Raw genomic sequence first — 25,210 nt, 5'->3', positions numbered from 1 at the left:
CCGACGGCGGTGGTTTGGTGAAAGAACGCTACGCCTATGATGCGTACGGTACACCTACGATCTCCGACGCGAGCGGAACGACACTTACGACGACCTCCGAAAACAATCGTTCCACGTACACAGGCCGCGAGTGGGATGAAGATCTCAGGCTGTATCACTACCGCGCCCGAATGTACGACCCGGTTGCGGGTAGGTTCTGCTCCAGAGATCCGATCGGGTACTGGGACGGGCAGTCGCTTTATCGGGCTTACTTTGCAATTGCGGGCGTTGACCCGGGTGGGAATTTCGCATTCGCACTACCGTTATTACCTGTAATTACTGCTGGTCAAGTATTACAGGCTGCTGCACTTGGAATTTCCGTTGGGTGCCTGTTGTACGCTCCTTGTAGGGAAGCCGTGATAGAAGAGCTGGAAGATATTATCGAAAACTTACGAAGGCGTGATCCAGAAACTGAGCCTGAACCACGGATTGACCCCCCAGTGCCCATTCCTAATCCAAATCCACGCGGGCCAGATTGCGGAAGAACCTGCTATTGCTGCTGCTCATGGTTTGAAGATGCTGCACCGGTATCGTTCGGTGCAATGTCTCAAGCGGAATGTGCTGCACTGTCGATTACGTATTCGGAAGCGACTTGTGGGTGCTCAGATGGCGACGACTGCATAACGGAATTTGGAAACGACAAACCGTTCGACTAATTGCTGGATTCAGTTTAGTGCTTCCTGCGTTTTGTAACGATTTTAGGTACAAGAAATCATGGCGAATTCGGCAGATCTTTACTATCAGGCCTATTTGACGACGCACCGCATAGGGGGAGACCGAACCCCTGTTGCAGCGGAGAGAATTGTCTTGAACCTTGGTGAAGATAGCAATGGAAATATGCTTGAGCTATCCATTGACCTAACCAAACGCTCAATTGGGGAAGTAATTGTGTCCGCATTGATCGAACCGTCTCCATGTAGTGATCCAGAATATCTCCCCCAACTAAAAACGCAGCTTGGTAAATCCACCAACGCTTTAAGGCTTGTTGTCTCATATCGGAAGCGTTAACGCTTCGCGGGGGGGTCACGCTTCGCGGGGGTCAAACTTGATCTTCGGTTTTCAGCGTCTGTTGCGTGGTGATGCACCGGAGTGAAACGACGTTGTGAAGGCTGCCGAAAGGCGGCCTTTTTCGTTGGCGGGCAGGATGCCCGCCAGGGCTTTCGGCTGGAGGCCGAGTCCGCGCATCTTCGAGCCGATCGGTGAGCGCAAGCGAATGGCGAACGAGCGTAAGCGAAGTGAGAGTTCTAACGTGCAACGGACCACGAGCAAAGAGCGTCGCAGACACGACGAATAACCACAACCAAAATTTACACACAAGTCTTAATCAGCAAGCTTCGTCAAATCCACGAGCTAACTCACCCAGCGGACCACGAGCGAGAGGAACCGTCACCGGACGACTCAAGGCCAACGACAACGACGATGGCCCAGACGACGATCCTGGTGGCTCTCCCGCGTCTGCGTAAAACAAGTCGCCCACGCCCACGCCATCGCGCTACTTAATCCTCTTTCTTTAGCTGCTCGTCGTTGCTTCCGGTCGTGGTCGCTGCGCGAAAGAGCAGCTAGAGAAAAAGATTTACGATTCGAGGTGTTGCCACTTCCCATGAGGCCGCACCGATCGATTAGAATGTACGACGTGAAAACTGCAACTACGATCCGCCGTCGTGTTTTGAAAAACCGCACTCGCGCGCCCGCGAGGTGTTCAGGCGTCAATCCGCGCCGAACCTGCCTTGAAAACCACGTAAAACGCACTAGCAAACCGCGTTGTATTTACGACAGTTGCCGACGATTGGAGTCTTGCTCCAGAGACCCCATCGGGTTTGCGGGGAGTGAGTGGAATCTGTACGAGTATGTTGATGGGGCGGCATTGAATGGACTTGATCCTTCTGGATTATTTTCAGTCAGTTGTGATTACGTTTGCGGCAAAGTTTGCGTTGTAGCAACAACAGTAGTTTGCTTTGTGATTGGTTTGGGTATTGGCAGACTAATTGGCGCTTTGATTGGAGCGGTAGTTTGCAATTTAGTTTCAGATGAAATATGTACACACTATTGTGAATGGCGTTGTGTAAGGCCGCCCTTCAGGCCCGGTTGCAGAGATCTGATAAATACCGATCCTGACAGTCGCTAAATGGGGAATTAATGAGAAAGGCAATTGAATCAAGGATCTGTAAAGCTACCGCAATATCCGCCGTTCTGATAGCGATTAGTGTTGCGAATTACTTCACGGGAAAGTCAGACATTCTGGACGTTATGATAGTGGTTTCGATTTGCATATTGCTTTCGCTAATGACTTCGACTCGGGTCGTCCGGTCAAAAAATTCGACGCCCGAATAAGTTTAAGGTTTCCGGTACCGATTCGAAAGAATCTACTACTTGCACCTGAGCGAAGCGACATTGAAAGGGTAGCCGAATGGCTGCCGTTTTTCGTTGGTGGGCTGGATGCCCACCACAGGCTTTCGGCTGGATGCCGACTCCGCGCACGCTTCGAGCCGATAACTCACCCAGCGGACCACCAGCGAGAAGAACCGTCACCGGACGACCTCAAGGCCAACGATGACGACGATGGCCCAGACGACGATCCTGGTGGCTCTACCGCGCTCGCATAAAACAAGTCGCCCACGCCCGCGCCATCGCGCTAGTTATTAAAACTCTTCTTCTTTAGCTGCTATTTAGCAGATCGTTGTTGCTTCCGGTCGTGGTCGGTGCGCGGAGTAGCAGCTAAAGAAAAGAATTTACGATTCGAGGTGTTGCCACTTCCCATGACGCCGCACCGATCGATTAGAATGTACGACGTGAAAACTGCAACTACGATCCGCCGTCGAACTTTGAAAAACCGCACTCGCGCGCCCGCGAGGTGCTCAGGCGCCGAGCCTGCGCCCGAAACCACGTAAAACGCACTAGCAAACCGTCATGTATTTACGACGATCGCCGACGATTGGAGTCTTGCTCCAGAGACCCTATCGGGTATGTGGATAAATCAGAAAGTCTATATCAGTTTGTGGCTTCAGATCCTTTGAATCGTGCGGACCCGAGCGGGAATCTATCAGTTGCGATTAAGCATTCCGCGAAAAATTTCGAGTGTGGAGGCCTTCGAGTAACTCACGAATTCAAGTTGGACTATCCAATTTTTCAGACAGGATGGATTGTTCAAATGATATTGGAATTTGAGAAAGTCGTCGATTGCGGTTCATGCGAGCCGTGCCCCACTAGCGCCGACGCACTACAACATCTTCAGGATGGAACTACTAGCTATTTCTGGGAAGCCTTTCGAGTACCAAAAAACAGCTGGGGTCCACCACCAGGAGAGTATGACACGACGGCATACCCCGTAAGTAAAAAGAAATGTGGCTATTCGCTCATTTTTGGACGAATTCGATTCTATCCCGAGTCCGTAACCGGTGACTTGGATAGTGTATGGGGCCATGAGGCCGGACCAGCAGGAATTTTACCGTCAACGAGAACGCGACCGACTTGGTGGGATAGTGAACCGCCGCTGGAGTCCGCAAGTCGAAACGTCTTTTCAGAATGGAATTGTTGTGAAGGCGAAGGGCAGCATAATAGTCTCGTCGTTGATGGGCAGGGAATTGGTCCATATGTTCCGCCTTACTAGATACTCGTTGATACAGCTGCTCGTGTTCGTAGCGGTTATTGCATTGATGATTCGCGTAAATTCTACGCCTCGTGTGGTCAAACTCCGCACCCACAACGTTCCACGCCATCAAACGGAATTCGGTTGGCCATGTACTTACTTGATTGTATGGCAACAACCAGATGAAGATTTGTTAATTCAGACAGGAAGATGGGTTTGGAAGGATTTTCAATCTTGGAAGTCCACAGGAGCATTTGTCAACATTTTGGCAGGAATTGGGCTAGGGCTAACTTGCAGTCTTGGAGTGGCGAAAATTAACAGGGGCAGAACGCTTCGCGGGGGTCAAACTTGATCTTCGGTTTTCAGCGTCTGTTGCGTGGTGATGCACCGGAGTGAAACGACGTTGTGAAGGCTGCCGAAAGGCGGCCTTTTTCGTTGGCGGGCAGGATGCCCGCCAGGGCTTTCGGCTGGAGGCCGAGTCCGCGCATCTTCGAGCCGATCGGTGAGCGCAAGCGAATGGCGAACGAGCGTAAGCGAAGTGAGAGTTCTAACGTGCAACGGACCACGAGCAAAGAGCGTCGCAGACACGACGAATAACCACAACCAAAATTTACACACAAGTCTTAATCAGCAAGCTTCGTCAAATCCACGAGCTAACTCACCCAGCGGACCACGAGCGAGAGGAACCGTCACCGGACGACTCAAGGCCAACGACAACGACGATGGCCCAGACGACGATCCTGGTGGCTCTCCCGCGTCTGCGTAAAACAAGTCGCCCACGCCCACGCCATCGCGCTACTTAATCCTCTTTCTTTAGCTGCTCGTCGTTGCTTCCGGTCGTGGTCGCTGCGCGAAAGAGCAGCTAGAGAAAAAGATTTACGATTCGAGGTGTTGCCACTTCCCATGAGGCCGCACCGATCGATTAGAATGTACGACGTGAAAACTGCAACTACGATCCGCCGTCGTGTTTTGAAAAACCGCACTCGCGCGCCCGCGAGGTGTTCAGGCGTCAATCCGCGCCGAACCTGCCTTGAAAACCACGTAAAACGCGCTAACAAACCGCGTTGTATTTACGACAGTTGCCGACGATTGGAGTCTTGCTCCAGAGATCCGATTGGGTATGTGGATGGGATGAGTTTGTATCGGGCCTACTTCAGTTTGAACGCGCTGGATCCTTTAGGAATGCAGTTTTTAGATCCTTACTCACCCGGTGATGTTCGTGGATGTCGTCAATGGGCTTTGCAAGAGTTGGCTAAAGCCGACAACCTTTCTTTGTACGAACAAGGGCAAGTGAAGTTCGAAATTCACAAGGCGTATCAAGCCTGCGTGAGGAGGGTAAATGAATTGCCTATCGATGATCGGCCACTGAACCCTGGCGTTGACATTGAAGAGTACAATTGCGCCGGGTTAGCACTTCGAACTTTCGACAATGAGCTGTATCACAGTGAGTTGGTTCGTGATTATCTTTTAAGCAAGGGAGAAGAATCAGACTGCTCACAAGACTGCAAGTGCGGACAGACGAAGTGTCGCCTATGGACTTGGACGACTGTGATCTACGACGGAGCGACCGGCTTGGAAAACCGTTCCATGACAGGAGACTTCCATATTGTATGCTCTAAGATACCAGGACCTTTCTCAGGCATGCCGGAGATTACGACGTTACCTGAGCCTCGGAGTTACGAAAAGATTGGTCAAGGTCCGGTGACGGGTCCTATCCGGCCATCCGATGCTACCCCGACACCCGGTATAGTACCAAATGTCCCTAAAAGCGATTTTGCTGTTCTTGAGGGTCTTAAAGAAACTTGCTTCTGTTATTAAGACGAAGGATGTCGATCTAAACTCGATCGGTGCTGCGCGGGCTACGGGGATGTGATAAGACGGCCATCGTCGCGGGGGGTTACGAAGAGTAGCCGGCAGTCAAGCACTTCGCCCGTGGATGGCCGAACTTGTCGCCTGATAGTTCGCGTTTCCTTGACCAAACTGGAATCGATGCAATGAAATCCTTACAACACAACATCGCTATTATTGGCGGAATTATTTGTTTCGCGTCTTGCATATCGTGTACTACCCATGACCGATCTGATGACTTTGGCTCGAAACAAATCAACTGGATTCCATACTCTCATGATGAATTATTGCTCCGTAATGAAAGTGGCGAAGCGACGGCAGTCCTGTATTTCGCAAATCACATGGCATCTGCTGATCCGAAGGGCGGATTGATATCGCAGGAAGTTACACGCAGCCTTGCAACCACAAAACTACCTATCATGTCTGCGGATCTTACGAGCGGACAATCCGGTGTGTGGAGACTTGTGAAGGAGGACGGAGTCGATGCAATGCCCGTTTTAGTCCTCTACTCTGGCGAGTCAGGAGAAACGCCCGTCGTGTTCCGACCGCTAGATCCAAAGTCCGCAATCGTTTCTGCAATCGAACGCATGGCAAGGAAGAAGCAATCAAATGGAGAAATCTAATGGATGGGGCGTCCTGTCAAAGAACTCCGACGACGTAGCGGAAGAGTGGTCTGTGGAGGAATTGGGCTGCTTCGATAGAATTTGCCAGACGAGGTAGATGTGGTACCGCACTCATTCACAGAGAATTCCGGGCAGTTTTCGCAATTGGCGCAGCGGGGAGCGGCAGACCAAGCAACTGATTCTTGACAATCGGGTGGTTGAGGAAGATACGAGAGAATGGCTACGCGGCTGTTCGGCGACAATTAGTTCTCCGCTTCGCATTGCCTCAGCGAATCGGATACCGAACGATATTGGTTGCCTCAAGTGAAAGATACCAAAATCGTAGGTGCCGCCATGGAAATGCATGCAAAAGCAGAGCTGATTGACTTAATTCGAACGCGATACTACGTCGCCCGAAAAAAGGACAAGTCTCGAATACTTGATGAGTTGGTCGCGATTACCGGGCACCAACGCAAGTACGCATTACGGCTGCTCGCTCACCGAGAAGCTTCGTCCACAATTAGAACACCCCGACAACTAACCGACGTATTGTGAGACAGTTGATTTTGTCTTGCTTCTTTTTCATTCGGTTGATATCTCAGAGGAGGTATTCGAGTGGATTCACGATTACGTCGTGAAAAGCTGCCCAATAATTAGCATGTCATTGCTATATTGTCGTTTGCAGACTACGTCACTTGGCCATCGCGTCTACTGCATCATCTCTGACGGCTAAAAAAAGCCGCAGCCCGCTTACGGGTAGTAAGGCGGGTCGCGGCGGGTGAATCACTCAAGCCGCACTGGCTCGGGTGATTCGGGTGGACTTGGCTGCGGAAGCAGCCGGGGTTGCTCGCTGGTGGCGTCGTTTAGGATCGTGTCGACGATTTCGGCATCGGCAGTTTCGGTTGTTCGTGGCCATAGCAGGATCACGACTGCAACGATCGGAAGTAGAGATGCGAAGAGAATCCCGCCTGTTTGGATTACCGCTGCAATGACTGGGGCTCGGCGTTCACGCTGGTCCCATTGCCGCCGGTCTTCCTCGAGCTGGTCTCGCCCGCGATTGAGTTCACCTTGCAGATCGCCCACCGATTGTTGTAGGTGTACGAGTTCCTCCAAAGTCTCGGGTGTGACTCTTGTCGTCGTTCGCGTCGACATGCCGGGGAGAATCGTCAGCGAAAGACCACCGACGATCAGGTTGAGGAGGAGTGGTTTCATGGGCCGGTTGCTCCTTGGTTGGTTGTTGGCGGATCATTATTTGCATCATCCGCCGCATGGTTCGTATTTGCCTCCGGTCGTTGCGTACCACGAGCATCGCTGACGCAAGGGCGAAAGACAAAACCTCGATCAGGACTAGCTGCGAGAGCATTCGTTGTATTGTCCCTGTTTTTGAGTAGTGAAGAGAAAGGAGCGAGGTAGTAGCGAATTTGATTCAGCTGGCTACGACGCAGTTTGGTTAAGACGGCTTTTGAGCTTTTCGATCAAGTCGCTGGCTTGCCGCAGCGTCAACTGCTTCGGCGTGGAAACGTCAAAGTCGGTTTCTAGCTGGCTTGCCAAATGGACATTCGCTTTCGATGCGATCGCGTGAATCGCTCGGATTTGGGCCTCGGTCGCTTCGCGAATACGCGATTGGCCGTTGCCGCCTGCGGGTGCTTGCCCATTGGTACGCTGGGAAGCCTGAGGAGGGTCGCGAGAGGGCTGCTCGCTGGCTTTTGTAGTTTCAACCGCAAGTTCCCGTTCGACTTCTTGGCGGCACAAATGGAAAGCTTCGCGGATACGTCCGGTCAATTGGCCGTCAGGTTCTGCAAGCGGATCGCCGCCGATCTCGAAGTCGATGTGACAGTCGGCACCATGGCTGCCGAAGTTCGGCTGGCCGTGCTTACGGCGGACTCCCACCGTGATTCGGGTCGTCATGATTTAACTCTTTGTATGAAGGTGTAATGGATTGGAAATATCGCTCAGTGAACGACAAGTTCACTGGCGAGAAGGTTGCACGACAGGTCACGATCCGTGGGCAGATCGCGTAGCCAGCGTGTAAACTGCTGGACCATCAGCCCTGCTGCGATTGATGCGGTGTAGATCGTGCCATGCGACGTGCAGGCTCCCTGCTGGGCCTCCGCAGCGGCGAATAGCGTCGTAGCGTAGTATTCGGCTGACGAGTCGCTATCGGCCGTCAGGATGCGGATCACCTCGCCCAACATCCGACCGTCAACGAAGAGTACGACTTGGTCCCGCAGGCTTCGCCAAATGGCAGACCGAGCCGTAATCGAGTCGACACAGCAGAAGATCACCTGACCCACTTGCTGGCTACGGCGATAGCGATCGATAATCATGTCAATCTCGATCGCAGAGTCGATCCGTTCGATAGCCAGTTTCGTGGCTAGCACTTTGCTGACGCCGACATCCGAAGCCAGATAGCCTTGTGTGGTGACGTTGGTTGACTCGACGGTGTCAAAGTCAATCAGTTGCAAGCGACGAACACCGAGCGACGCAAGTTGCAGTGCGACTTGCCGACCGATTGCACCGACACCGATCACGGTGACTAGCTTGCTCTTCATGCGGTCGATCGGTACGAGTGCCGACTGCCGCGAAAAACGGTCGGTGGAAATCGTCATGACGCCACCCATTCGTTCGCATGCCAAGCGGCGGCGTCGATATCCATCGGATCGAGAATCGAATCATCCGCTCCGTAGTCGAAGATGCGGCCTGACGAGAATGGATCGTGGATGCGAACGTTGTTCTCATACTCGTCGAGCCAAGCGTCTGGATCCGTTGCGGGGAAGTCGAGCGTATAGTCAATATCGAGCCCGAGTCGCACCGACGTACTCGGACCAACGTTGTAACGCAGTCGTCCGTAGGTCGCTCCATGTTGGGCTAAGATGAACATCACGGCCCAGTCGGGGCTACAGAACGCTCGGTCGAATGTTTCTTCATCCGTACCGCTTGGCATCGCCGAGCAGCCTGGATGAGTGTGGATCCAAATCCTTCCAAATTGATCCGGCATCCGTCCCTCGTCAACTTGCTGATCGAAGAAGTCGGCAACCGATTCGTCATCGAACTCGACGGTCACTGCCGTGCAGCGTTGCCGTACGAGTTCAATGTCGATTACCAATAGTGGATCGTTGGCATCGCTGATACCAAACCCACCCACTTCGCTCGGCCCCGCATCACGAAGGCAGAGCAGTTTCGCCCAGGCATACGGGCTAAACCGTAACCTTGGCCGTGCTCGCCTCTGACGGCGTCTCGACCGGTTCGGTTTCTTGTTTTTCAACGCAATCATCACAAAGGTTCTCCTGGTTTAAGCAGTGTTCACAATAGGAATCGCCACAAGCCGAGCACTCGCCCAGACAGTAGGCACAAAGGGTTTCGTCGCAGCTGCTGCAAGATTTCGAGCAGTCGTCGCACAACGTTTCGCTGCATTGGCTACAACTGCTGGCACAGTCGTTACACAGTTCGCATTCACAGCGGTCGCATTGGCACCGCGAATCACCAGAGACGACATCGCCACATTCGCTACACTCCACGCCGTCCCAGGCGTCCAAGGAGACATAGGCACTGTCGGCGTTGTAGGTTTGCAGAATTTGGCAAACGATCGCAAAGAAGTCGTACAAACGACCTTGTGCCAACGCCATTTTAATGGCGGCCTGCCCCTCGCCCTCACACAAACGTTCGTCCATGACATGGGGATGAGTGTTACCGTCACACATTTGCGCCGGGTTTGGATCACGTGCAATGATTCGGTAGGGACAGCTTTCCGTTAAGTGCTTCAATTCGATTCGAATCTCAAAGGCTCCCAGGTAGGTGTCTTCGAGTTCGATCGCGTCGGTCACGATCGAAACGGTTTGTAACTTGCGCTCGATTCTTAGTAGGTCGTATTCCACCGCCAAGGCATTCAAATCAGCGATGATGTCGTGGACTGAGCTAATCGGTCCACACGTCGACGTCGTATCCAAGTCGATCGCGAACGACTCGGCCTGAAAAGCCAGAGCACGATACGCCTGAGCCAAACGCTGCTGAATCGTTCGCCGTGCCGATGACCAACCTCGTTGGTCGGCGATCCGATGCAGACGCCGAAGGCGCTCAATACGCGACAAAAGCGTCGAGTCGATTGCCGCCGGTTCGGCGGGCTTTGGCGTGCGATGTAGTCGGCGGTGGACCGCCATGGCTGCACGGCATCGCTCCTGCAACTCTTTGCGGGTTGGCTTCTTATTGGTTCGGCACATCTTTATGCCGCTCCTTCGATCTTGTTCGGTGTGATCGAAATTCGGTCGCCCTCGCAAAGCTGCTGGTCCGCTGCCGAGGGTAATCGGTTAACTCGGATCAAATAGTTGTGTTCTTTGCCAGAGCCGACACGCTGGTCAAACAGTTCACTGACGGTCGTGTTGTCAGCGACTTCGACATAGTTGGCGAAGCCGGCACCGTCGTTGTTAATGAGAAGAATCTTCATGCTATTTATCCTTAGAGTGTATGGTCGTGTGAGGGTTTGTTTGGCGACGACCACGAAAGCGAAGTCGTCGTCGGCCACGACGCGGTTGATGGTGCTGGGACCACCCGCCGCGTCGTGGAAGTTGTTTACCGATAAGGTGATGTGGCGGCTTAACCAAGCACGAATTCCGCATCGGTGTTTTCATTGCGATATGCATCGAGTACATCCCAGTCGATGACGTGGGGTCCGAGAATTTCAGCTTCCGAATCGCTGATCGGCTGCGAGGGATCGGCGATTAGAAAGCCAAGCCGTTTGATGGTGGCAACCGATTCGCCGGTCGCACGGGAAACGCTACGGTAGAGGTCTGCTTGTAACATCGATTGAATCTCCAAAGTGAAGGGAACAGAAACGAAAAAAGCCCTCGTCGGATCGGCACGGTGCCGGTCCCTCGAGGGCTTGAATTATTTGACGTTAGGTTAGGAACGAAACTCTTGGCGAGTTCCGCTACGAGTTATCAGCCATTAGCCAATGCAAATTGAGCCAACTAAGTTCGGCTGCAAGAGCCTTACTACGGTTGTCGAACGGCCCCAACCGAGGACCATCAACGGGTGAAAGATCAGCCATCCATTGGCCTTGGTCGTTGGGCTCGACATGTGAGCCACGGCGGATCGACAGCGAACCAAGCTGGTTCAAGTCGATCGCTTCGCTGTAAACACAGCGACCCTCGCCACTGGGCAAAATAATGATTTCCATTTCTGAGCCTACTTCGCGCGCCGGATCAGGCTGCGGCGAGGCCGATCCACCAGCAGTCCGTCGAGAGACGATTGCACACCTGACAGCTTACCGGCGATCTCTTGGCGAAATGCTGCGTCCCCGCGAAGCTGATCCGGTTTCACGCCTCTCATCACCGCACGGGCACGATCCACCAATTGATCGAGCTCGCCACTCGAAGAAATGTTTAATCGTTGGAACCGTTCAAAGAACATGGTCAAGTTCTCGATTGCCGAATCACGAAACACTTTCGGCTTGCCGTCGTCGCTACCGGCAATCCGCTCGGACAAGTGGTCGACCAATTTGGACAATTCATCGAGGAATGCCCCTTCGGCCATTTGCACCGCCTCATCAAACCGATTGCGCATTCGATCGCACTCTTGCTGATAAAGCTGCGGGTTGAGCCGACGCAGGTACTCGGGCGGCTCGACACTCGGGAAATCCCAGGCAATCTCGAATAAGCCGGACATGGTGTCGGGGTAATCTGCATCGCAATACAAGTCGCCAAGTCGCTCGCGGGCTTCATACTTCAGCTGCGAGAACTGCTGATCGAGTTCGATGACCGCTTGTTGCAACTCATCGTGAAACGACTGCATCGCGATCGAAATATCATCAAGTGATCCCTGCGGAACCAAACGGATTCCAGACTCGGGATACGGTAAACTGACGCCCTTAAAATAGGCGACCGCACGGCTGCGGATACTGGTCACGGCACGAAACGCCGGAGCGCCTGTGTCGATTAGTTTCTTGCCTGCGGAAATGAATTTGCCTTCTGCATGAAATGTGTCAGCTGCCTGACTTTTCTGCTGAGGCGATAGCGTCTTGCGGGTGCCGAACCAAGTAAAGCTAAGCCGCATCGCGGCCATGCTGGTCCGTAGCCTTTCGGATGCGGTTTCGCTGGCTTGATCCAGCGATTCATCCAGAATACTGCTCATGGAGTTTTCCATTGTAAGAGAGTGAGATAGGGATGGTGAACTGAAACGCCGCGATTAGGCAGACGCTGTTTAGTTGTTGGAAGGCCGTGACCGAGCAAGCCGTCGTTTGCCGTTGCTGGTCTTAGGCGAACTGGCTGTGTACACGCCTGGCCGATCTGCATCGAGACAGCGCCCCGATGCCCACTGACGCAGTGCATCGACTGATTCGGACGACGTCACCGCTACTGGCACGACGTTCTGGGCGGACTGAACGACCGGCATGTCCAACAGGGCAGCCAAGCGGCAGCAGGCTCGGATCTCAGCTCCAGACCAATCGTTGTCGTCGGGTAGCCGCTGAGTTGAATCCAACTCGAACAGGGCCAAATACATTGCCCAGATGGAGTCTTTGGCTTCACGCGATGGCAAGTCGACAAAGAACACACCATCGAAGCGTTCCGAACGAGAGAATTCCGGCGGCAGTTGTCGGATATTGTTCGACGTGCAAACCACGAAAACGTCGGTTTCGTGGTCATTGAGCCAGCCAAGGAACGAGCCGAGCATCCGAGACGAAACACCGCCGTCGTTTTGGCCGCCATTACTGCTGCCCGCAAACGCTTTTTCGACTTCATCGACCATCAAGATCGCCGGAGCCATCGCGTCCGCAATCGCTAGCGCCCGGCGAGTCCGTTCTTCGGTCGATCCAACGAGCGAACCCATCAAGCAACCAACATCGAGTTGCAAGACCGGGCGGCCGGTCTCTTTGCCAAGAGCCTTACAAAACGCACTCTTTCCGCAGCCAGGGGGCGACAACAGCATCACGCCGCGAGGCCGTCGTAACGGATTGCTACGGCATGGCTGTAGCAGTGCCCGTTTGGTGAATCGTTTGAGCGAATCGAGTCCACCGAGCTGTGAAAAATTGTCAGTACCCCGATAGAGTTTCAGCAAACCTGATTTGGTGAGCATTTGCGATTTTTGCTGCCAAAGCGTTTCGGGTGCAAGGCAAGACTCACGGATCAACGACAAACTAAAAGCATTTTCGGCCTCGATACGAGTCAACCCAACGGCAGCATCGAGCACGCGCTCCAGCTCCGCCGCGTCCGGTAGTTCCCCCGGTTCGACAGCGATTTCTTCGGCAATCTTTTTTAACTGTTGGCGATCGGGCAGTTCGTGGTCAACCACCACCATCAGCTTTTCAAGTTCGACCGGGATCTGGACGACCGGAGCCAAGACAATCAGAATCGTCCGGGACTGTTTCCCAGCGAGCACTTGCTTGACCATCGCCTGCACGATTTCGGCCGATTGCAAGAACCGATGAAAGTTTTCCAAGATCAAGATTTTGGTCTGATCATCGCCCCCGATCGCATCAGCGGCACGCAGGGCCGCCAGTGGATCGGTAGCATCTTGCGGCACGTCCTGACCACCGACAGCCAGTCCGCTTGCCACATTCCAACTAGCACACTGCCACTGCTCTTGTCGGCAGAGGTTCGCGATTTCGGTAATCGCCTCGTGAGGTTCGTGGGTCGTGATCCAGATACCTGAGAAGCACGCGCGCACGAGTTCGCTCAATCGCTCGTTAAGCGACATCATTCTATCCTTTCCATGTTGTGGAAAATAAAAAACCACGCAGACCAAGCCACGTGGTATTGAAAAGAAAATCGCCGCTACTGACGCGTCGATTGCTGCTGCGAACCAGTCGCCTGATGAAACTCGGGCTTCAACGTTTCGTTTGTTGCCTTACCCAAAGCCGATTCGATAAACCGGCTAGCCTCCCGGCAGGATTGGCCAGAAAACCCAAACGTCTCGGCACGAGTGTTACCGTCGGGTGCAACGATGATTTCGATCGTTTTCATGATGCACCTCCTGCGACGTTGACGGTCAGCTTCACGCTCCCATCGGCAAGGGACTGCTCAACCACCGAGTGCCCTTGCCTACGAGCTTCGATCAAGGTTTTTTCAACAGCGTATCGCTGCAGGAACGCATCAAGTCGCGATCGCGCGCCCCAGTGGCCTTCGTAATTATCGAAATCGACTTGGCCGCTATTGCAATTGCAAACCACCGGATACCGCCAACCCGAAAGCTGAACGATCCAGCCTTCCCGAAGCCCACTAAAAAGCTTAGCCGAGCCCAAGTGTGGCTCCGGCAATTGCAACCGCGAGCAAGCCGCTCGTATCGCAACTGGATCACGCACCTGAGCCTCGATTTGCACAATATGTGACACTAGAAACCCTCCCAAAAGAGAGAAATCGGGCAGCCAAACAAGAGATTTGGCCACGGTCGATAGCAGCACACTTCCGACCAAGTTATATGCCACGTTTCTGGGCTAGATTAAGCTACTGTGATTTTTGAGACGGGTGGTTTGCAACGCTAATTACCTATGCCGTCTGTTACAGTTGATTGGCACAGGGCGATGATCTGAGCCCAATGGTAGCTGTATTCTATCCTGCAAGCTAAATGCCAACGCCAAAACACTTGGAGGCTCGTCCCACTACGGGACAAGCTTACTTATCCGTATCAATTGAAGCGATTTTGTATTTTTCCCGAAGGTAGCTCAGTGCCTCGTTTAGGGCATTTTTATCGATTGCAACGTAGTGGCGTTCGGCGACAGTGCTCGGTGCATGCCCGAGGAATAGTTGGTCAAGACCGCGAAATCTTTTGTCGGCCGAAATCAGCGTCGCTGACGTTTTTCGAAGCAGCTTGAAGGGTTTCTTGAAAGGCATCCGGCGTAAGGCTCGTTCATACGCATTTTTTATGTTATCGGTTTTCGAATACGTCCCGTTCGGTCGAATGACCATGCTCAGGAGTCGGTTACCATTGCGATTGGGAAGTAAAATCTCGGGGTTGGTACCTCGCTCTTGGAGAAGCAAGGACAGCGTCTCCGGCCACAGACGGTAGGTAACAGTGGGGACACTTTCGTGATGCTGTGTTTTGCTTCGTTTTCGTGTAATCGTTCTGGCTTGCCAATTGATGTCTTCGGAGCAAAGGTCCGAAATATCCTTTTGAGTCATGCCGCAGTTCAATGCGAGCAGAACATAAAGTCGCGATCTGTCTGACGTGGTCTGTAACAATGTCATGACCTCATCGATCTCAAAGGTTTGCGGCGTCGTTGATTTGCGACAAATTCTTAGTTCCGTTGAATCGATGTTCTTGGGCAGATTTTCGATTGCATCCTGTTCCCAAAGCCAACGAACTAAGGAACGAACCACGGTGACAATATCACGTGCATAAGCCGGGGCACACTGATCCTTCGATATCAATTGGAGGAGATGGCTGTGAAACTGCGTGAGCGTTCGAGCGCAAATGGTATCGACAGCGGATTGGCCACCTGCCCAACTTTGAAAGCGGTCCAGCGCGGCTTTGATACTGCTGTATCGTCCAGCAGAAAGAGCCTTGGCATCGACCCGTTGGTGCTGCTTCGTAATATAGCTTTGCACCCAAAATTCAAGAGTATTTGATTCCAGCGCCCCCATCAGTTTTTTTTGGTTTTCAATTCGATCCTTCCACCGCACTTCTTCATCTCGAAAAAGGTTTTCGTAAAACCTATCATCCGCCACTGGCGTGAGTGGAAGTGGCCCATAGGATTTAAAACTTGTTTTAAATGCCTCAGCTAATTCCTCGGGTACTTGACGAGCAAGCGAAACTTTAGCTTCATTAAGTAATTCATGTTGAAAACAATACAAGCTTTCAGTCCAGCCAAAAAAACGATCTTCTTCTTCAATCGGCGGAGGCTTTTTGAGATCCCGGCGGCTGCGAAGATCTGCGATTTTACTTCTTGCTTCCTCAGCAGTGTCATCGTGAGCGTACTGGACTGACCACGCCAAGACTAATTCCCATTCACGAATCGTATCATCGTAGACTTTTTGTTTTGGCGGTTCGGCCACGGATGCTCTACTATCGAGCTGAGCTTTGATCTCCTCCCAGCGAGCCAAGGCCGCTTGATAGCCCTCAATGTCCGATTGTGATTTCCCTTGGCCTAGATAGTAATTGGTTCCTTTGTAAATCTTTTTCCAGCGTCCCTTGCGCCCGCGTGTCCCTTTTTGAAAAGTTAATTTCCGCTTTCGTGGCATCTGGCTACCTGCTGAGTGGTGATACGATTGGAGATACGATTTTTACCATTGAGGGAACAGATTTGGTATCACCTGTTTGAAAAAACACCGTAATTTACGGCATTTATAAAAACCCAGGAATGTTCGGGACGCAGAGGTCGCAAGTTCAAATCTTGTCGCTCCGACTCGCACGAAAATACTGTAAATAACGATGTCAAACTGCCCTTAGAGTGGATCTAGGAACGGCATTTTCCTTTGAGTGATTTTCGACATCATGTCGAAAACACTCCGATTGGAGACTGTTTCGATGAAGATCCCGAAGTATTCACGCCATTCTTCCGGCAACGCCCGCGTACGCCTGGGCGGACAATATTACTACCTTGGCAAATACGGCACCAAGGAATCCCGAGCCGAATACAACCGCCTTGTGGGCGAGTTTATCGCCACAGGCGGCGTCGTCATCACCGACGATGCCAAAGCCGATTTGACTTTAGTTGAGATGTTCGCCGCGTATTAAGGCTGGGCCAAGAAGCACTACGGTTCGGAGGCAACCGAGTTTCAAAAGGCGAAGTTGCTGATTCGCAGAACCAAGAAACTGTACGGCAATACAGAGGCGGCCAAATTCGGTTACGTTCAGTTTGAGGCGATCCGGCAAGGCATGGTCGAAGAGGGCCATTCGCGAGGCTACGTTAACGAGACCATGGGTCGCCTAGTCCGGGTCTTCCGTTGGTCAGCGTCACGCGGTTTGGTAACGCCAACGGTCCCGCAGGCCTTGGGGATGATCGAATCCTTACGCAAAGGACGGACGAAGGCGCCGGATTACGATCCTATCCGACCGGTTGAGCCGGAAGTCATCGCAAAGACGCTACAGCACTTGCCCGAAGTCGTCGCCGATATGGTGCGATTCCAGCAAGCCGTTGGCTGTCGCCCTGCCGAAGTTTGCATGATTAAACCATGCATGGTCGACCGATCGAACGATGTTTGGGAAATCCATCTTGACCAGCATAAGACCGCGCACAAGGGCAAGCAGCGGGTAATTTACGTTGGGCCGCGAGGTCAAGCGATCCTGATTGAGTATCTATTGCGGCCCGCAAACCAACACTGTTTTGACCCGAGGGAATCCGAGAAAAAACGCCGAGCCGCCCGCACAGCCGCTCGCAAAACACCACCGAATGCGGGCAACAAAGTTGGAAGCGTGAAGACGAAGAACCGCAAGAGACCGCCGCGACAATCCTACGACACGAACTCTTACCGCCGCGCAATTTCGCGAGCTTGCGACAAGGCGTTTCCCGTACCAGAGGGGATGGACGAAGACCAGGCCGCACAATGGCGAAAGAATCATCGCTGGTCACCAAACCGGGTTCGTCACACATTTGGAACCGAAGTGCGTCGCACCGAGGGCCTAGAAGCTGCATCGTTGCTACTCGGGCACAGCGATCTTGAGGTCACAAAGATTTATGCCGAGAAGGACCGTCAAAAGGCAATCGCCGCCGCAAGGAAGGTGGGCTAACCGATACCGAGCAAAGCAAAAACCGATCGAACACCGCCCATACGATGGTTTCGGCAACATCGACAAATAGCAGGGCGGATGCGGCGCAGATTGTGAGGCGTCCGCCTTAGCTCTACTCTGCCACCGTGGCAGAGTAGACCGACAGGGGGGGCGCCGGGGTTCCCCCTTCGCAAACGAGACTCTATTTACATTCCCCGTCGGGGACGCGCATCAAAAAACATTGCCCTGGTTTTGGCAACAGGTCCCGCCAACTTCAAGAACCATGCCGCCGTGGTCGCAAGTTGGTTCAGCTTGCTTACAGCGCCATTGAAAATGACGGAAGTAAATCCAACCGGGATCGCCATCGCCGTCCAAGCAATCGAGCATGAGGTCGGTTGCTGGGGCTACGATTGCTCCGCGTTGGCCTCTCTGTCATTCCCGTTTCCTCTGTCTCGAAAACACATCCAGCGCCGTCCCGGAGTCATTCCAAGAACTTTTTCGTGTGCCGAAAAACGCGGGGAAACGTTGGCCAACGGCTGAAAGAAACGCCCGCGACAAGGCCGCACCAAGGCGACGTCGCGGGCGTGTTGGCCGGTTAAGTAGATAGATGGGTTGGTTGACTTTGCGTGGCGTCGTCGCAACTACTAGCCGCGAAGTTAGCAAATGTTTTTGACGACTTCTATTCTTCCGAATCGCTCGCCCCAGATTCGTCGTTCAAGTATTCGTTAACAAGATGACCGCCGATCAACGATACCGCTTCTAGACTGGCGAGTCCTTCCGCAAGAAAGCGATATGCCTCTCTAACCTGATGAACACCATTGTGTCCGCAGTAGGCGACTTTGTAATTTTTGCCAACGACTTTCAGGCTTTCTTTATCCATTCCCTCATCTTCGCGAGCCTTCGCTGGTTCGATCCACGGCAACGCTTTGATCGCGTCGTACATCTCTTGCGACACGAAAAACGTATTGAACCGCTCAACCTTGTCGTAGTCCAAACGCAAACTCATTTCTTTATGTCCTGTCTTAGAGGGTAAACATTCGTTACGCGTCTTCGTCCGTCGTAATTGTATCGCGATGCAATTCGCTTAGCGTTGCGTCGTTTTTGTCTTTCCATTCGACCCAACCGTTTGCATTTCGGCCAAGGACGAAAGCGGCAGCGGTACTGGGTGCATTGAAAAGGTAATCTTGCGTGAAGTAGTAGTCGCCATCACGCTCTTCTATGATGCCTGCCGAGAGTAACTTTTCCCGTTGGGGATTTACTAACGACGCTCCCGAAGGTGCGACTTCCATCCGAGCTTTGCTGCCGGCGAGAACAACGAAACCGTCTTCCACTAGCCCTCAATCAAGCGACCCGCGAACCGTATTTCCGAGTATTTTTTCCGTTTTGGTTCGGACAGACCGGTGGCCTCGTTTCATGACTGTCGTTTTTGTGGGTGTGCATGTTTAGGGTGTTGAAGGTTAGGCGTTGCGGCGGTACCGAGACATCCAGATCTCAGCTTCTTTTTTGCTACGACGTCAACAACGAAGCGGGAGCGAGATGTGATCGTGCATCGTCATCAAAAGATCGACACTGGGTCGATACGTTAGCAACCTAAAAACTCGTTGACGCGATGAGCGAATCACCTGCGCTGGAAGTAGCATCAAACTATTGAGGTACGTCCAATATTCCATTCGCAAGATGCGATTGCGTGCCTGACGGCGAACCCGTTTCTGTGATTCATTTCCTTGGACACGGATCAAAAGTCCGCTCCAGATCTTCAGGGTCCAAGACAACGACGCGAACAACATGTACGCCATGTTGCTTACAAGGTCATTCAGCGGAGCGTTCAGAGCGCCGCATCCTTTCAGTTGACTAATCGTATTCTCTTGGTCACATCTCTGGTTGCTCGCACGAATGACTTCTCTTGCCGATACCTCCGATGCACTTTCATTGGTGATATAGAAGAAGTAACGCTGTTCAGATCGCAGTAGCAGTTGGCCGGTGGTCACATCGATGTCTTTGCGAACGACAATCATCCGGTAACGCTGTGTGCATGCCGTCGGGCGATACTCGAACTCTGCGTAGCTCTCGCCAGTGAGTCGCTGATTCTTGTAACCGTTGACTTGCACAATCTTTTCTTTCTCGTTGGCTCGTTTGGCTCGCTCGACCTTGTCAGGCGAACTTTTCACAGATCGATCAAGACGTTTCCATGCCGTTTCTGGCAGGGAATCAGCCATGTTGCAGAGGTTTCGATGAGCCGAGTATCCAAGAACGCATAACACCAAGGCATAACACCAAGGGACAGAGCATGATTCTGGTGGATTTGCCTTTTCCCTAACCGAGGTATACGATTTCTGGTGATTCTGCTCATAACACCAAGGGACACATAACACCAAGGGACAGAGCATGATTCTGGTGGATTTGCCTTTTCCCTAACCGAGGTATACGATTTCTGGTGATTCTGCTGATGCTTTTCTCTCGGGAGGTGTGTGATGGTTCGGTTGGCACGTAGCGAAGTGTTTGATCCGCATGAGGTCGTTATCGCCCATCTGTACAATCGGACCTGCCGACGCTGTTTCCTGATGGGAAATGACCAAGTGTCCGGCAAAAACTTCGACCACCGGAAAATCTGGATCGAAAAATATCTGCAACAGTTTGCGGAATTTTTTTCTTTAGATTTGCTAGCTTTTTCAATACTAGACAACCACATCCACTTGATCCTAAGATCGCGGCCCGATTTGGTGGCGACCTGGAGCGACAGGGAGGTGGCTCGGCGCTGGCTGATGCTCTGTCCACACCGCCGCAAATCCGACGGGTCGCCTTTGCCGCCAAGCGAGCCAGAACTCAAATCGATCGCTGGTTGTCCAATCAAATGCCAAGAAATCCGCGAGCGGCTGAGCAGTTTCAGTTGGTGGATGCGGTTGTTGTGCCAACGCGTTGCGATGCGAGCGAATCGCGAGGAACAGGAGTCGGGCCGGTTCTTCCAAGATCGCTACCGTGCAACTCGATTGACGGACGAAGCATCCCTGCTGGCCTGTGCCGCTTACGTGGATTTGAACCTGATTCGTGCCGCGATGGCGGAAACGCTGGAGCAGAGCGAGCATACGTCGGTGCAAAAACGAATCAAGGCGATGAAAAGTGAGTCACCAAGCGAAGACAAGCCGGATGCTTTCTTGGCACCTCTGTCGATCGATGAGCAGCTTGATCCCGTAGGTCCCTGTGCTAGCGACAGCGGCAAGCGTTGTAGTGATAAAGGCTTCTTACCGATTTCGCTCGTGGATTACTTGAAGCTACTCGATTGGACAGCTCGGCAAGTGGCGCCGGGCAAACGCGGAGTGACGCCTTCGGCTGCACCACCGATTTTGGTTCGGTTGGGACTCGAGCAAGCGACTTGGTGCGAACTGGTGAAGGACTTTGGGAAATTGTTCTGCAGCATTGCTGGACGCCCCGAAAGTGTCGATTCGATGCGTTGTCACCGCACGCACCGCCGCTACCATCTCCGCCGCCGCGCTCGCGAGCTATTGACGCTCCCGGACTGAGTGCCCCTTCTTCGATTTCCCTCCTTTTCGTGACGCTCTTTGAGCTGCCCCAGGATGAAGGTACGCACCCAATACGGCCATTCCGAGGAAAAAAGCCTATCTCACTGGCATGCACACACGCTATTTGACGATCAGGTGCAATAGCAAAGCAAAAATTACGACGTAACCTGTTCGAGGTGTTGTTGCCTCACCTAAGATAATGCTCTGTCCCTGGGCTCTGACCGATTCGATGCGTTGTCACCGCACGCACCGCCGCTACCATCTCCGCCGCCGCGCCCGCGAGCTACTGACGCTCCCGGACTGAGCGTCCCTTCTTCGATTTCCCTCCTTTTCGTGACGCTCTTTGAGCTGCCCCAGGATGAAGGTACGCACCCAATACGGCCATTCCGAGGAAAAAAGCCTATCTCACTGGCTTGCACACACGCTATTTGACGATCAGGTGCAATAGCAAAGCAAAAATTACGACGTAACCTGTTCGAGGTGTTGTTGCCTCACCTAAGATGATGCTCTGTCCCTGGGCTCTGCCGCAAAGCAAAAATTACGACGTAACCTGTTCGAGGTGTTGTTGCCTCACCTAAGATGATGCTCTGTCCCTGGGCTCTGGATGCCGACGCTTTCCTAATTGTCGCTAGACAAGCAGGTACCTACGAGTGCCGCCTGCTATCGGTCAGAAATATCCAGGATCTGTCCGTCGGCACGCAGCTTCGTTTTTAGCTCGCTGTATTCCAACTCATGGATGTCGATGTCTTTCTCGATAGCCATGCCTGCGATAGTTGCTGCGCTCTGACCAAGAATCATGAAGACGGGCTCCATTCGGATGGACCCAAAAGCAATGTGGGAGCTGGAGACGGCTGTGAGCACCAGTAGATTCTTACACTCTTCTTCTTTAGGTAGGATCGTTCCCAGGTGAATCTGGTAGGGCTGGTCGGCGTCGACCCCCAGGTCGCCCTCGTTCTGCACGAATCCTTCCGGGGTGATGTAGCGCTGAACATTGTGCGAATCCATGGTGTACGAACCCATTCCGATGGGTTTGTCAACTTTGTTTCGGCCTAGGATTTCGTTTTCGGTCATGACGAAATCGCCAACCATGCGTCGTGCCTCACGCACATAGATCTGGTAAGGCCAATGATCGTTATCTACAAATTCGTCCTTTGCATGCCCCCATTTCCTAATGCTCTTCCTGAATCTCTCGGGCACGCTTTCGTCGTGGCCCCAGAAATACAGCAAGCCTTTATGGTAGTTGATATGCTCATCTAGAATTGCCTTCCGCTCTTCGTAAGAGGCTTCCGGGTAGTCGTAATTCATGCCAATGTTGTCGGAGCTGAAAGGGCCGACATTATTGACATCTCTCTTGTTGTTGGGGATCTTTCCACCACCAAACATGGAGTATCTGCCGCCTCTGAAAACACGTCTTAGCAACTCATATTGCGCAGGGTCGTAGTTCTCAGGCTTCTCAAAAGGCACGATATTTCCTTCCGCGTTGGTCGTGCATAGTCTGTAGTTGTAGGCTTGGATGCGTTTGTCGCCAGAACCATTCTCGCCGGAAGGTTCGGTGGAAATACGCGGCAACACACCACTTGTTGGGTCGCCCGGAATGACATAAGGGCTAATGTTAAGTTGCTGGAAATTATGGCTGTGGTGAAACTTGCCGCACTGAACGCCGTTCCATGTCTCGCCATAAACACTGTTGGCTTCCCGGCCTGTCGTGTAGGTGACGCCAGCGGCAGCCATCAGGTCGCCTTCATAGGTGGCGTCCATAAAGACCTCCGCTTCAAACACCTTCCCACTCAGCATGGCGATTGATTGAATCTTGCCTCCAGCGACCACCACGCCATTTTCTCGATCCAGCCACTCACCACGTAGCACGGCAATACTATTTTCTGAAATGAAGGTCTCGAAAATCTGCTCGGCGACATGAGGTTCAAAAGTCCACATGGTTTGCATGCGGTCGTCGATGGCTGTCGTGCCCTGACCTTCGTTGCCATATTCCTCTCTGGGCTGCCACTTCCAGGCAAATTCATCCTGATAATGTAGATAGACTCGGTGATAAAACTCCCTGGATAATCCACCAATGACACTCTTGTCCCCTACATCGGTGAACCCAAGACCGCTTGCCGACATTCCACCAAGGTGCTTTTCAGGGCAGGCAATGATCACCGACCTATCCATTTGAGCAAGCTGCACCGCGGCCGTAATCGCGGCTGATGTCCCGCCATAAATGACCACATCGGCCTGGAGTGGCTCAGTTGAATCTGCAGCGTGGCAACGAGGTGTGAGAAATACGAGGGTGATCAAAAAAGTCGCAAAGCGTTTCATGTCTTCTTTCCCGTTTAAAAGTAGCGATGGTCTATTGGAAGCGAAAAGATGCATCCCTTTCCTTGGGGAGCGTCCGGATCATTGTTCCCATACCCCGGTCAGCGTTGTCCAATCCGGAGAATTCTTCAGTATTACTTCTAGTAAAACCAACGCATTAGGAAAGACGGATCCGCACTACTCATCCTCGCTTTTCTTACGCGTTTTCCCCCAGAGCTTGTAGATTTGGCTTTTGCTACCCATATATTCTGTTGCGGCGTTCACCTTATCCAGATAGGCCACCATGCGTTGATGTAATTCTTCCGTTTTCTCAGGCATCTCATTCGAGAGATCCTGAGCTTCTGCCAAGTCGTTGCTCAAATCAAATAGCTCAAGCTTATTGCCGTCCCACGTCTTAACGAGTTTGTAGTTGCCTTTGAGAATGGCAGTTTGAGGCTTACGGATAACGGCCTGGTGAAAAATCAAAAAGTCATTATTGCGTTTGACGGTCTCCGATTGCCCATTCAAGAGAGATTTAAGGCTGCCGCCATCCAATCTATTGTGTTGTAGTTGTTGGCCGGCCAAGTCTGTAATGGTAGGCAATAGGTCGACGCCCGAAACTGGAACATGCGAAATCGAGCCCGCTTGAATGGCTGGGCCACTCACAATAAATGGAACCCGGATCCCTCCTTCGTACATGTTTCCTTTATTGCCGCGAAGGGGCAGATTGAGATTGTCGGACTCAAAGCCGGGAATATCTTTTCTTCCTCCATTGTCCGACATAAAAATGATGTAGGTGGAATCATCCAGCCCCAATTCCTTTACCTTGTCCAGAACACGGCCGATGCCTGTATCCATATCCTCCGTCATGGCCGCAAATTCAGCGATGTTGTGGTTGGTTCCTTTCTGTCTTTTTGCGACACGATCCAGAGTCGCCTGTTTATAGTAGACACCAAGGTGTACCGCATAATGTGAAAGCTGCACATAAAACGGTTTCTTCTCATCCGAACAATCAGCCATAAAACGACAAGTGCGTTCGGTCAGGTAATCAATCAGCTTAGGATCTTCCTTGGCTGCAGGCCAGTCAGTACCAGGACCTCCGCCTTCACCGTTTCCTGTTGGACCATCGCTGATGTCATAGCCAATAGCGGCCGGTGATATACCGTCATAACGAAAATCCCATTTTCCAAAGTGGGCGGTGCGGTAGTTTGGATCAATTGCTTTTAGCGATTTCGGGATCGTTGGTTGCTGCTTGTAGTATTCCGTCCATCCGGGTTGATCTTTCTGGTCGAGATGGCGAGCGGAGGATTGCCCAATTTGAATACTGCGACGTGTTGGGCAGCAATAGGGAGCCGGAGCATATCCCTGCGTAAACCGCATGCCAAGTGATGCCAAACGCTCGATATTCGGCGTCTGATAAAAGTCGCTGCTTGTACGTTTGTCGTCAGGATCAATGCACAGGGACGACCCAACCCAACTTTGGTCGTCCGTTAAGATCAGGATAAAATTCGGTGATTTCAGTGCCGATTTTGGGGCCGATTTTTGGGCCGCTTGCGGGGCCGCTTGCGTCGGTGCCCCGCACAGAGATGCAGCGAATAGCAAACATAGAATCAATCGTGAATAAACCATCTTCGTTCCTTTTGTTGTTAAGTTCTATTTGCTGAAACCCGATTGGCCAACTCGATCGC

Annotated in this window: 25 protein-coding genes; 7 read left to right on the top strand and 18 right to left on the bottom strand. The window is 52.5% G+C overall.

What is annotated here, in order from left to right; translation table 11 throughout:
• The 4 genes from Q31b_RS22380 to Q31b_RS22365 all read left to right on the top strand — a co-directional run.
• Positions 1-695: RHS repeat domain-containing protein (locus Q31b_RS22380; protein ID WP_146601862.1), on the top strand; the 695-nt coding region annotated here is incomplete at its 5' end.
• A gap of 3,866 nt (positions 696-4,561) precedes the next feature.
• Positions 4,562-5,443 (top strand): hypothetical protein, encoded by an 882-nt coding sequence (locus Q31b_RS22375; protein ID WP_146601861.1) that lies wholly within the window; start codon positions 4,562-4,564, stop codon positions 5,441-5,443.
• Positions 5,444-5,619: 176 nt separating this feature from the next.
• On the top strand, positions 5,620-6,096 hold the full coding sequence (locus Q31b_RS22370) for a hypothetical protein (RefSeq protein ID WP_146601860.1): 477 nt from the start codon (positions 5,620-5,622) through the stop codon (positions 6,094-6,096).
• 303 nt (positions 6,097-6,399) lie between these two features.
• Positions 6,400-6,630: a hypothetical protein gene (locus tag Q31b_RS22365; RefSeq protein WP_146601859.1), complete on the top strand. Its 231-nt coding sequence runs from the start codon at positions 6,400-6,402 to the stop codon at positions 6,628-6,630.
• A gap of 228 nt (positions 6,631-6,858) precedes the next feature.
• Here Q31b_RS22365 and Q31b_RS22360 read toward each other — a convergent pair whose 3' ends face one another.
• From Q31b_RS22360 to Q31b_RS22300, 13 genes are all read right to left on the bottom strand, one after another.
• On the bottom strand, positions 6,859-7,287 hold the full coding sequence (locus Q31b_RS22360) for a hypothetical protein (RefSeq protein ID WP_146601858.1): 429 nt from the start codon (positions 7,285-7,287) through the stop codon (positions 6,859-6,861).
• A gap of 222 nt (positions 7,288-7,509) precedes the next feature.
• Entirely contained in the window at positions 7,510-7,983 is a 474-nt protein-coding gene (locus Q31b_RS22355) for a hypothetical protein (protein ID WP_146601857.1), read from the bottom strand.
• Positions 7,984-8,027: 44 nt separating this feature from the next.
• Entirely contained in the window at positions 8,028-8,684 is a 657-nt protein-coding gene (locus Q31b_RS22350) for a HesA/MoeB/ThiF family protein (protein WP_146601856.1), read from the bottom strand.
• Complete coding sequence (locus tag Q31b_RS22345; protein WP_146601855.1) at positions 8,681-9,349, bottom strand: hypothetical protein; 669 nt, start codon at positions 9,347-9,349, stop codon at positions 8,681-8,683. Before Q31b_RS22345 ends, Q31b_RS22350 begins: the two co-directional genes overlap by 4 nt.
• Entirely contained in the window at positions 9,273-10,292 is a 1,020-nt protein-coding gene (locus Q31b_RS22340) for a hypothetical protein (protein WP_146601854.1), read from the bottom strand. The genes Q31b_RS22345 and Q31b_RS22340 overlap by 77 nt, the downstream gene beginning before the upstream one ends.
• Before the next feature lie 2 nt (positions 10,293-10,294).
• Positions 10,295-10,516 (bottom strand): molybdopterin converting factor, encoded by a 222-nt coding sequence (locus tag Q31b_RS22335; protein WP_146601853.1) that lies wholly within the window; start codon positions 10,514-10,516, stop codon positions 10,295-10,297.
• Between the two features lie 149 nt (positions 10,517-10,665).
• Positions 10,666-10,872: a hypothetical protein gene (locus Q31b_RS22330; protein WP_146601852.1), complete on the bottom strand. Its 207-nt coding sequence runs from the start codon at positions 10,870-10,872 to the stop codon at positions 10,666-10,668.
• Positions 10,873-10,999: 127 nt separating this feature from the next.
• On the bottom strand, positions 11,000-11,248 hold the full coding sequence (locus Q31b_RS22325; protein ID WP_146601851.1) for a hypothetical protein: 249 nt from the start codon (positions 11,246-11,248) through the stop codon (positions 11,000-11,002).
• A gap of 8 nt (positions 11,249-11,256) precedes the next feature.
• The gene (locus tag Q31b_RS22320) at positions 11,257-12,201 is read right to left on the bottom strand and encodes a hypothetical protein (RefSeq protein ID WP_146601850.1); all 945 of its coding nucleotides are present in this window, start codon (positions 12,199-12,201) and stop codon (positions 11,257-11,259) included.
• Between the two features lie 69 nt (positions 12,202-12,270).
• Positions 12,271-13,764, bottom strand: a complete 1,494-nt coding sequence (locus Q31b_RS22315; RefSeq protein ID WP_146601905.1) for an AAA family ATPase — start codon at positions 13,762-13,764, stop codon at positions 12,271-12,273.
• A 77-nt stretch (positions 13,765-13,841) separates the two neighbouring features.
• Complete coding sequence (locus tag Q31b_RS22310) at positions 13,842-14,030, bottom strand: DUF2997 domain-containing protein (RefSeq protein WP_146601849.1); 189 nt, start codon at positions 14,028-14,030, stop codon at positions 13,842-13,844.
• The gene (locus tag Q31b_RS22305; protein WP_146601848.1) at positions 14,027-14,398 is read right to left on the bottom strand and encodes a DUF1257 domain-containing protein; all 372 of its coding nucleotides are present in this window, start codon (positions 14,396-14,398) and stop codon (positions 14,027-14,029) included. Before Q31b_RS22305 ends, Q31b_RS22310 begins: the two co-directional genes overlap by 4 nt.
• Before the next feature lie 280 nt (positions 14,399-14,678).
• A complete protein-coding gene (locus Q31b_RS22300) occupies positions 14,679-16,244 on the bottom strand; it encodes a tyrosine-type recombinase/integrase (RefSeq protein WP_146601847.1) in 1,566 nt (521 codons plus the stop codon).
• A 286-nt stretch (positions 16,245-16,530) separates the two neighbouring features.
• On the opposite strand from Q31b_RS22300, the gene Q31b_RS22295 reads away from it, so the two are divergent.
• Both Q31b_RS22295 and Q31b_RS22290 read left to right on the top strand, forming a co-directional pair.
• The gene (locus tag Q31b_RS22295) at positions 16,531-16,740 is read left to right on the top strand and encodes a hypothetical protein (RefSeq protein ID WP_146601846.1); all 210 of its coding nucleotides are present in this window, start codon (positions 16,531-16,533) and stop codon (positions 16,738-16,740) included.
• 54 nt (positions 16,741-16,794) lie between these two features.
• Positions 16,795-17,733: a tyrosine-type recombinase/integrase gene (locus Q31b_RS22290; RefSeq protein ID WP_146601845.1), complete on the top strand. Its 939-nt coding sequence runs from the start codon at positions 16,795-16,797 to the stop codon at positions 17,731-17,733.
• A 658-nt stretch (positions 17,734-18,391) separates the two neighbouring features.
• Here the strand turns inward: Q31b_RS22290 and Q31b_RS22285 are convergent.
• The 3 genes from Q31b_RS22285 to Q31b_RS22275 all read right to left on the bottom strand — a co-directional run bounded on the left by Q31b_RS22285 (position 18,392) and on the right by Q31b_RS22275 (position 19,928).
• On the bottom strand, positions 18,392-18,718 hold the full coding sequence (locus Q31b_RS22285; protein ID WP_146601844.1) for a hypothetical protein: 327 nt from the start codon (positions 18,716-18,718) through the stop codon (positions 18,392-18,394).
• 34 nt (positions 18,719-18,752) lie between these two features.
• Complete coding sequence (locus tag Q31b_RS22280; RefSeq protein WP_231617764.1) at positions 18,753-19,001, bottom strand: DUF4357 domain-containing protein; 249 nt, start codon at positions 18,999-19,001, stop codon at positions 18,753-18,755.
• A 225-nt stretch (positions 19,002-19,226) separates the two neighbouring features.
• The gene (locus tag Q31b_RS22275; RefSeq protein WP_197172052.1) at positions 19,227-19,928 is read right to left on the bottom strand and encodes a transposase; all 702 of its coding nucleotides are present in this window, start codon (positions 19,926-19,928) and stop codon (positions 19,227-19,229) included.
• Between the two features lie 255 nt (positions 19,929-20,183).
• Here Q31b_RS22275 and Q31b_RS22270 point away from each other — a divergent pair, with 255 nt between their 5' ends.
• The gene (locus Q31b_RS22270; RefSeq protein ID WP_146601841.1) at positions 20,184-21,230 is read left to right on the top strand and encodes a transposase; all 1,047 of its coding nucleotides are present in this window, start codon (positions 20,184-20,186) and stop codon (positions 21,228-21,230) included.
• 660 nt (positions 21,231-21,890) lie between these two features.
• Here the strand turns inward: Q31b_RS22270 and Q31b_RS22265 are convergent.
• A complete protein-coding gene (locus tag Q31b_RS22265) occupies positions 21,891-23,546 on the bottom strand; it encodes an FAD-dependent oxidoreductase (protein ID WP_146601840.1) in 1,656 nt (551 codons plus the stop codon).
• Positions 23,547-23,720: 174 nt separating this feature from the next.
• Positions 23,721-25,151, bottom strand: a complete 1,431-nt coding sequence (locus Q31b_RS22260; protein ID WP_146601839.1) for a sulfatase — start codon at positions 25,149-25,151, stop codon at positions 23,721-23,723.
• Positions 25,152-25,210 lie beyond the last annotated feature (59 nt).

The organism is Novipirellula aureliae, assembly GCF_007860185.1.
Taxonomy (GTDB): domain Bacteria; phylum Planctomycetota; class Planctomycetia; order Pirellulales; family Pirellulaceae; genus Novipirellula_A; species Novipirellula_A aureliae.
Note: the sequence above shows the minus strand (reverse complement) of the source record. Positions and strands in the feature narration are given on the sequence as shown.

What these genes read in the sequence shown, in the direction of transcription:
- Q31b_RS22370 (WP_146601860.1), top strand. Translation starts at nt 5,620, where the DNA reads ATGAAATCCTTACAACACAACATCGCTATTATTGGCGGAATTATTTGT.
- Q31b_RS22360 (WP_146601858.1), bottom strand. Translation starts at nt 7,287, where the DNA reads ATGAAACCACTCCTCCTCAACCTGATCGTCGGTGGTCTTTCGCTGACG.
- Q31b_RS22355 (WP_146601857.1), bottom strand. Translation starts at nt 7,983, where the DNA reads ATGACGACCCGAATCACGGTGGGAGTCCGCCGTAAGCACGGCCAGCCG.
- Q31b_RS22350 (WP_146601856.1), bottom strand. Translation starts at nt 8,684, where the DNA reads ATGACGATTTCCACCGACCGTTTTTCGCGGCAGTCGGCACTCGTACCG.
- Q31b_RS22345 (WP_146601855.1), bottom strand. Translation starts at nt 9,349, where the DNA reads ATGATTGCGTTGAAAAACAAGAAACCGAACCGGTCGAGACGCCGTCAG.
- Q31b_RS22340 (WP_146601854.1), bottom strand. Translation starts at nt 10,292, where the DNA reads ATGTGCCGAACCAATAAGAAGCCAACCCGCAAAGAGTTGCAGGAGCGA.
- Q31b_RS22335 (WP_146601853.1), bottom strand. Translation starts at nt 10,516, where the DNA reads ATGAAGATTCTTCTCATTAACAACGACGGTGCCGGCTTCGCCAACTAT.
- Q31b_RS22330 (WP_146601852.1), bottom strand. Translation starts at nt 10,872, where the DNA reads ATGTTACAAGCAGACCTCTACCGTAGCGTTTCCCGTGCGACCGGCGAA.
- Q31b_RS22325 (WP_146601851.1), bottom strand. Translation starts at nt 11,248, where the DNA reads ATGGAAATCATTATTTTGCCCAGTGGCGAGGGTCGCTGTGTTTACAGC.
- Q31b_RS22320 (WP_146601850.1), bottom strand. Translation starts at nt 12,201, where the DNA reads ATGAGCAGTATTCTGGATGAATCGCTGGATCAAGCCAGCGAAACCGCA.
- Q31b_RS22315 (WP_146601905.1), bottom strand. Translation starts at nt 13,764, where the DNA reads ATGTCGCTTAACGAGCGATTGAGCGAACTCGTGCGCGCGTGCTTCTCA.
- Q31b_RS22310 (WP_146601849.1), bottom strand. Translation starts at nt 14,030, where the DNA reads ATGAAAACGATCGAAATCATCGTTGCACCCGACGGTAACACTCGTGCC.
- Q31b_RS22300 (WP_146601847.1), bottom strand. Translation starts at nt 16,244, where the DNA reads ATGCCACGAAAGCGGAAATTAACTTTTCAAAAAGGGACACGCGGGCGC.
- Q31b_RS22295 (WP_146601846.1), top strand. Translation starts at nt 16,531, where the DNA reads ATGAAGATCCCGAAGTATTCACGCCATTCTTCCGGCAACGCCCGCGTA.
- Q31b_RS22285 (WP_146601844.1), bottom strand. Translation starts at nt 18,718, where the DNA reads ATGAGTTTGCGTTTGGACTACGACAAGGTTGAGCGGTTCAATACGTTT.
- Q31b_RS22280 (WP_231617764.1), bottom strand. Translation starts at nt 19,001, where the DNA reads ATGGAAGTCGCACCTTCGGGAGCGTCGTTAGTAAATCCCCAACGGGAA.
- Q31b_RS22275 (WP_197172052.1), bottom strand. Translation starts at nt 19,928, where the DNA reads ATGGCTGATTCCCTGCCAGAAACGGCATGGAAACGTCTTGATCGATCT.
- Q31b_RS22270 (WP_146601841.1), top strand. Translation starts at nt 20,184, where the DNA reads ATGGTTCGGTTGGCACGTAGCGAAGTGTTTGATCCGCATGAGGTCGTT.
- Q31b_RS22265 (WP_146601840.1), bottom strand. Translation starts at nt 23,546, where the DNA reads ATGAAACGCTTTGCGACTTTTTTGATCACCCTCGTATTTCTCACACCT.
- Q31b_RS22260 (WP_146601839.1), bottom strand. Translation starts at nt 25,151, where the DNA reads ATGGTTTATTCACGATTGATTCTATGTTTGCTATTCGCTGCATCTCTG.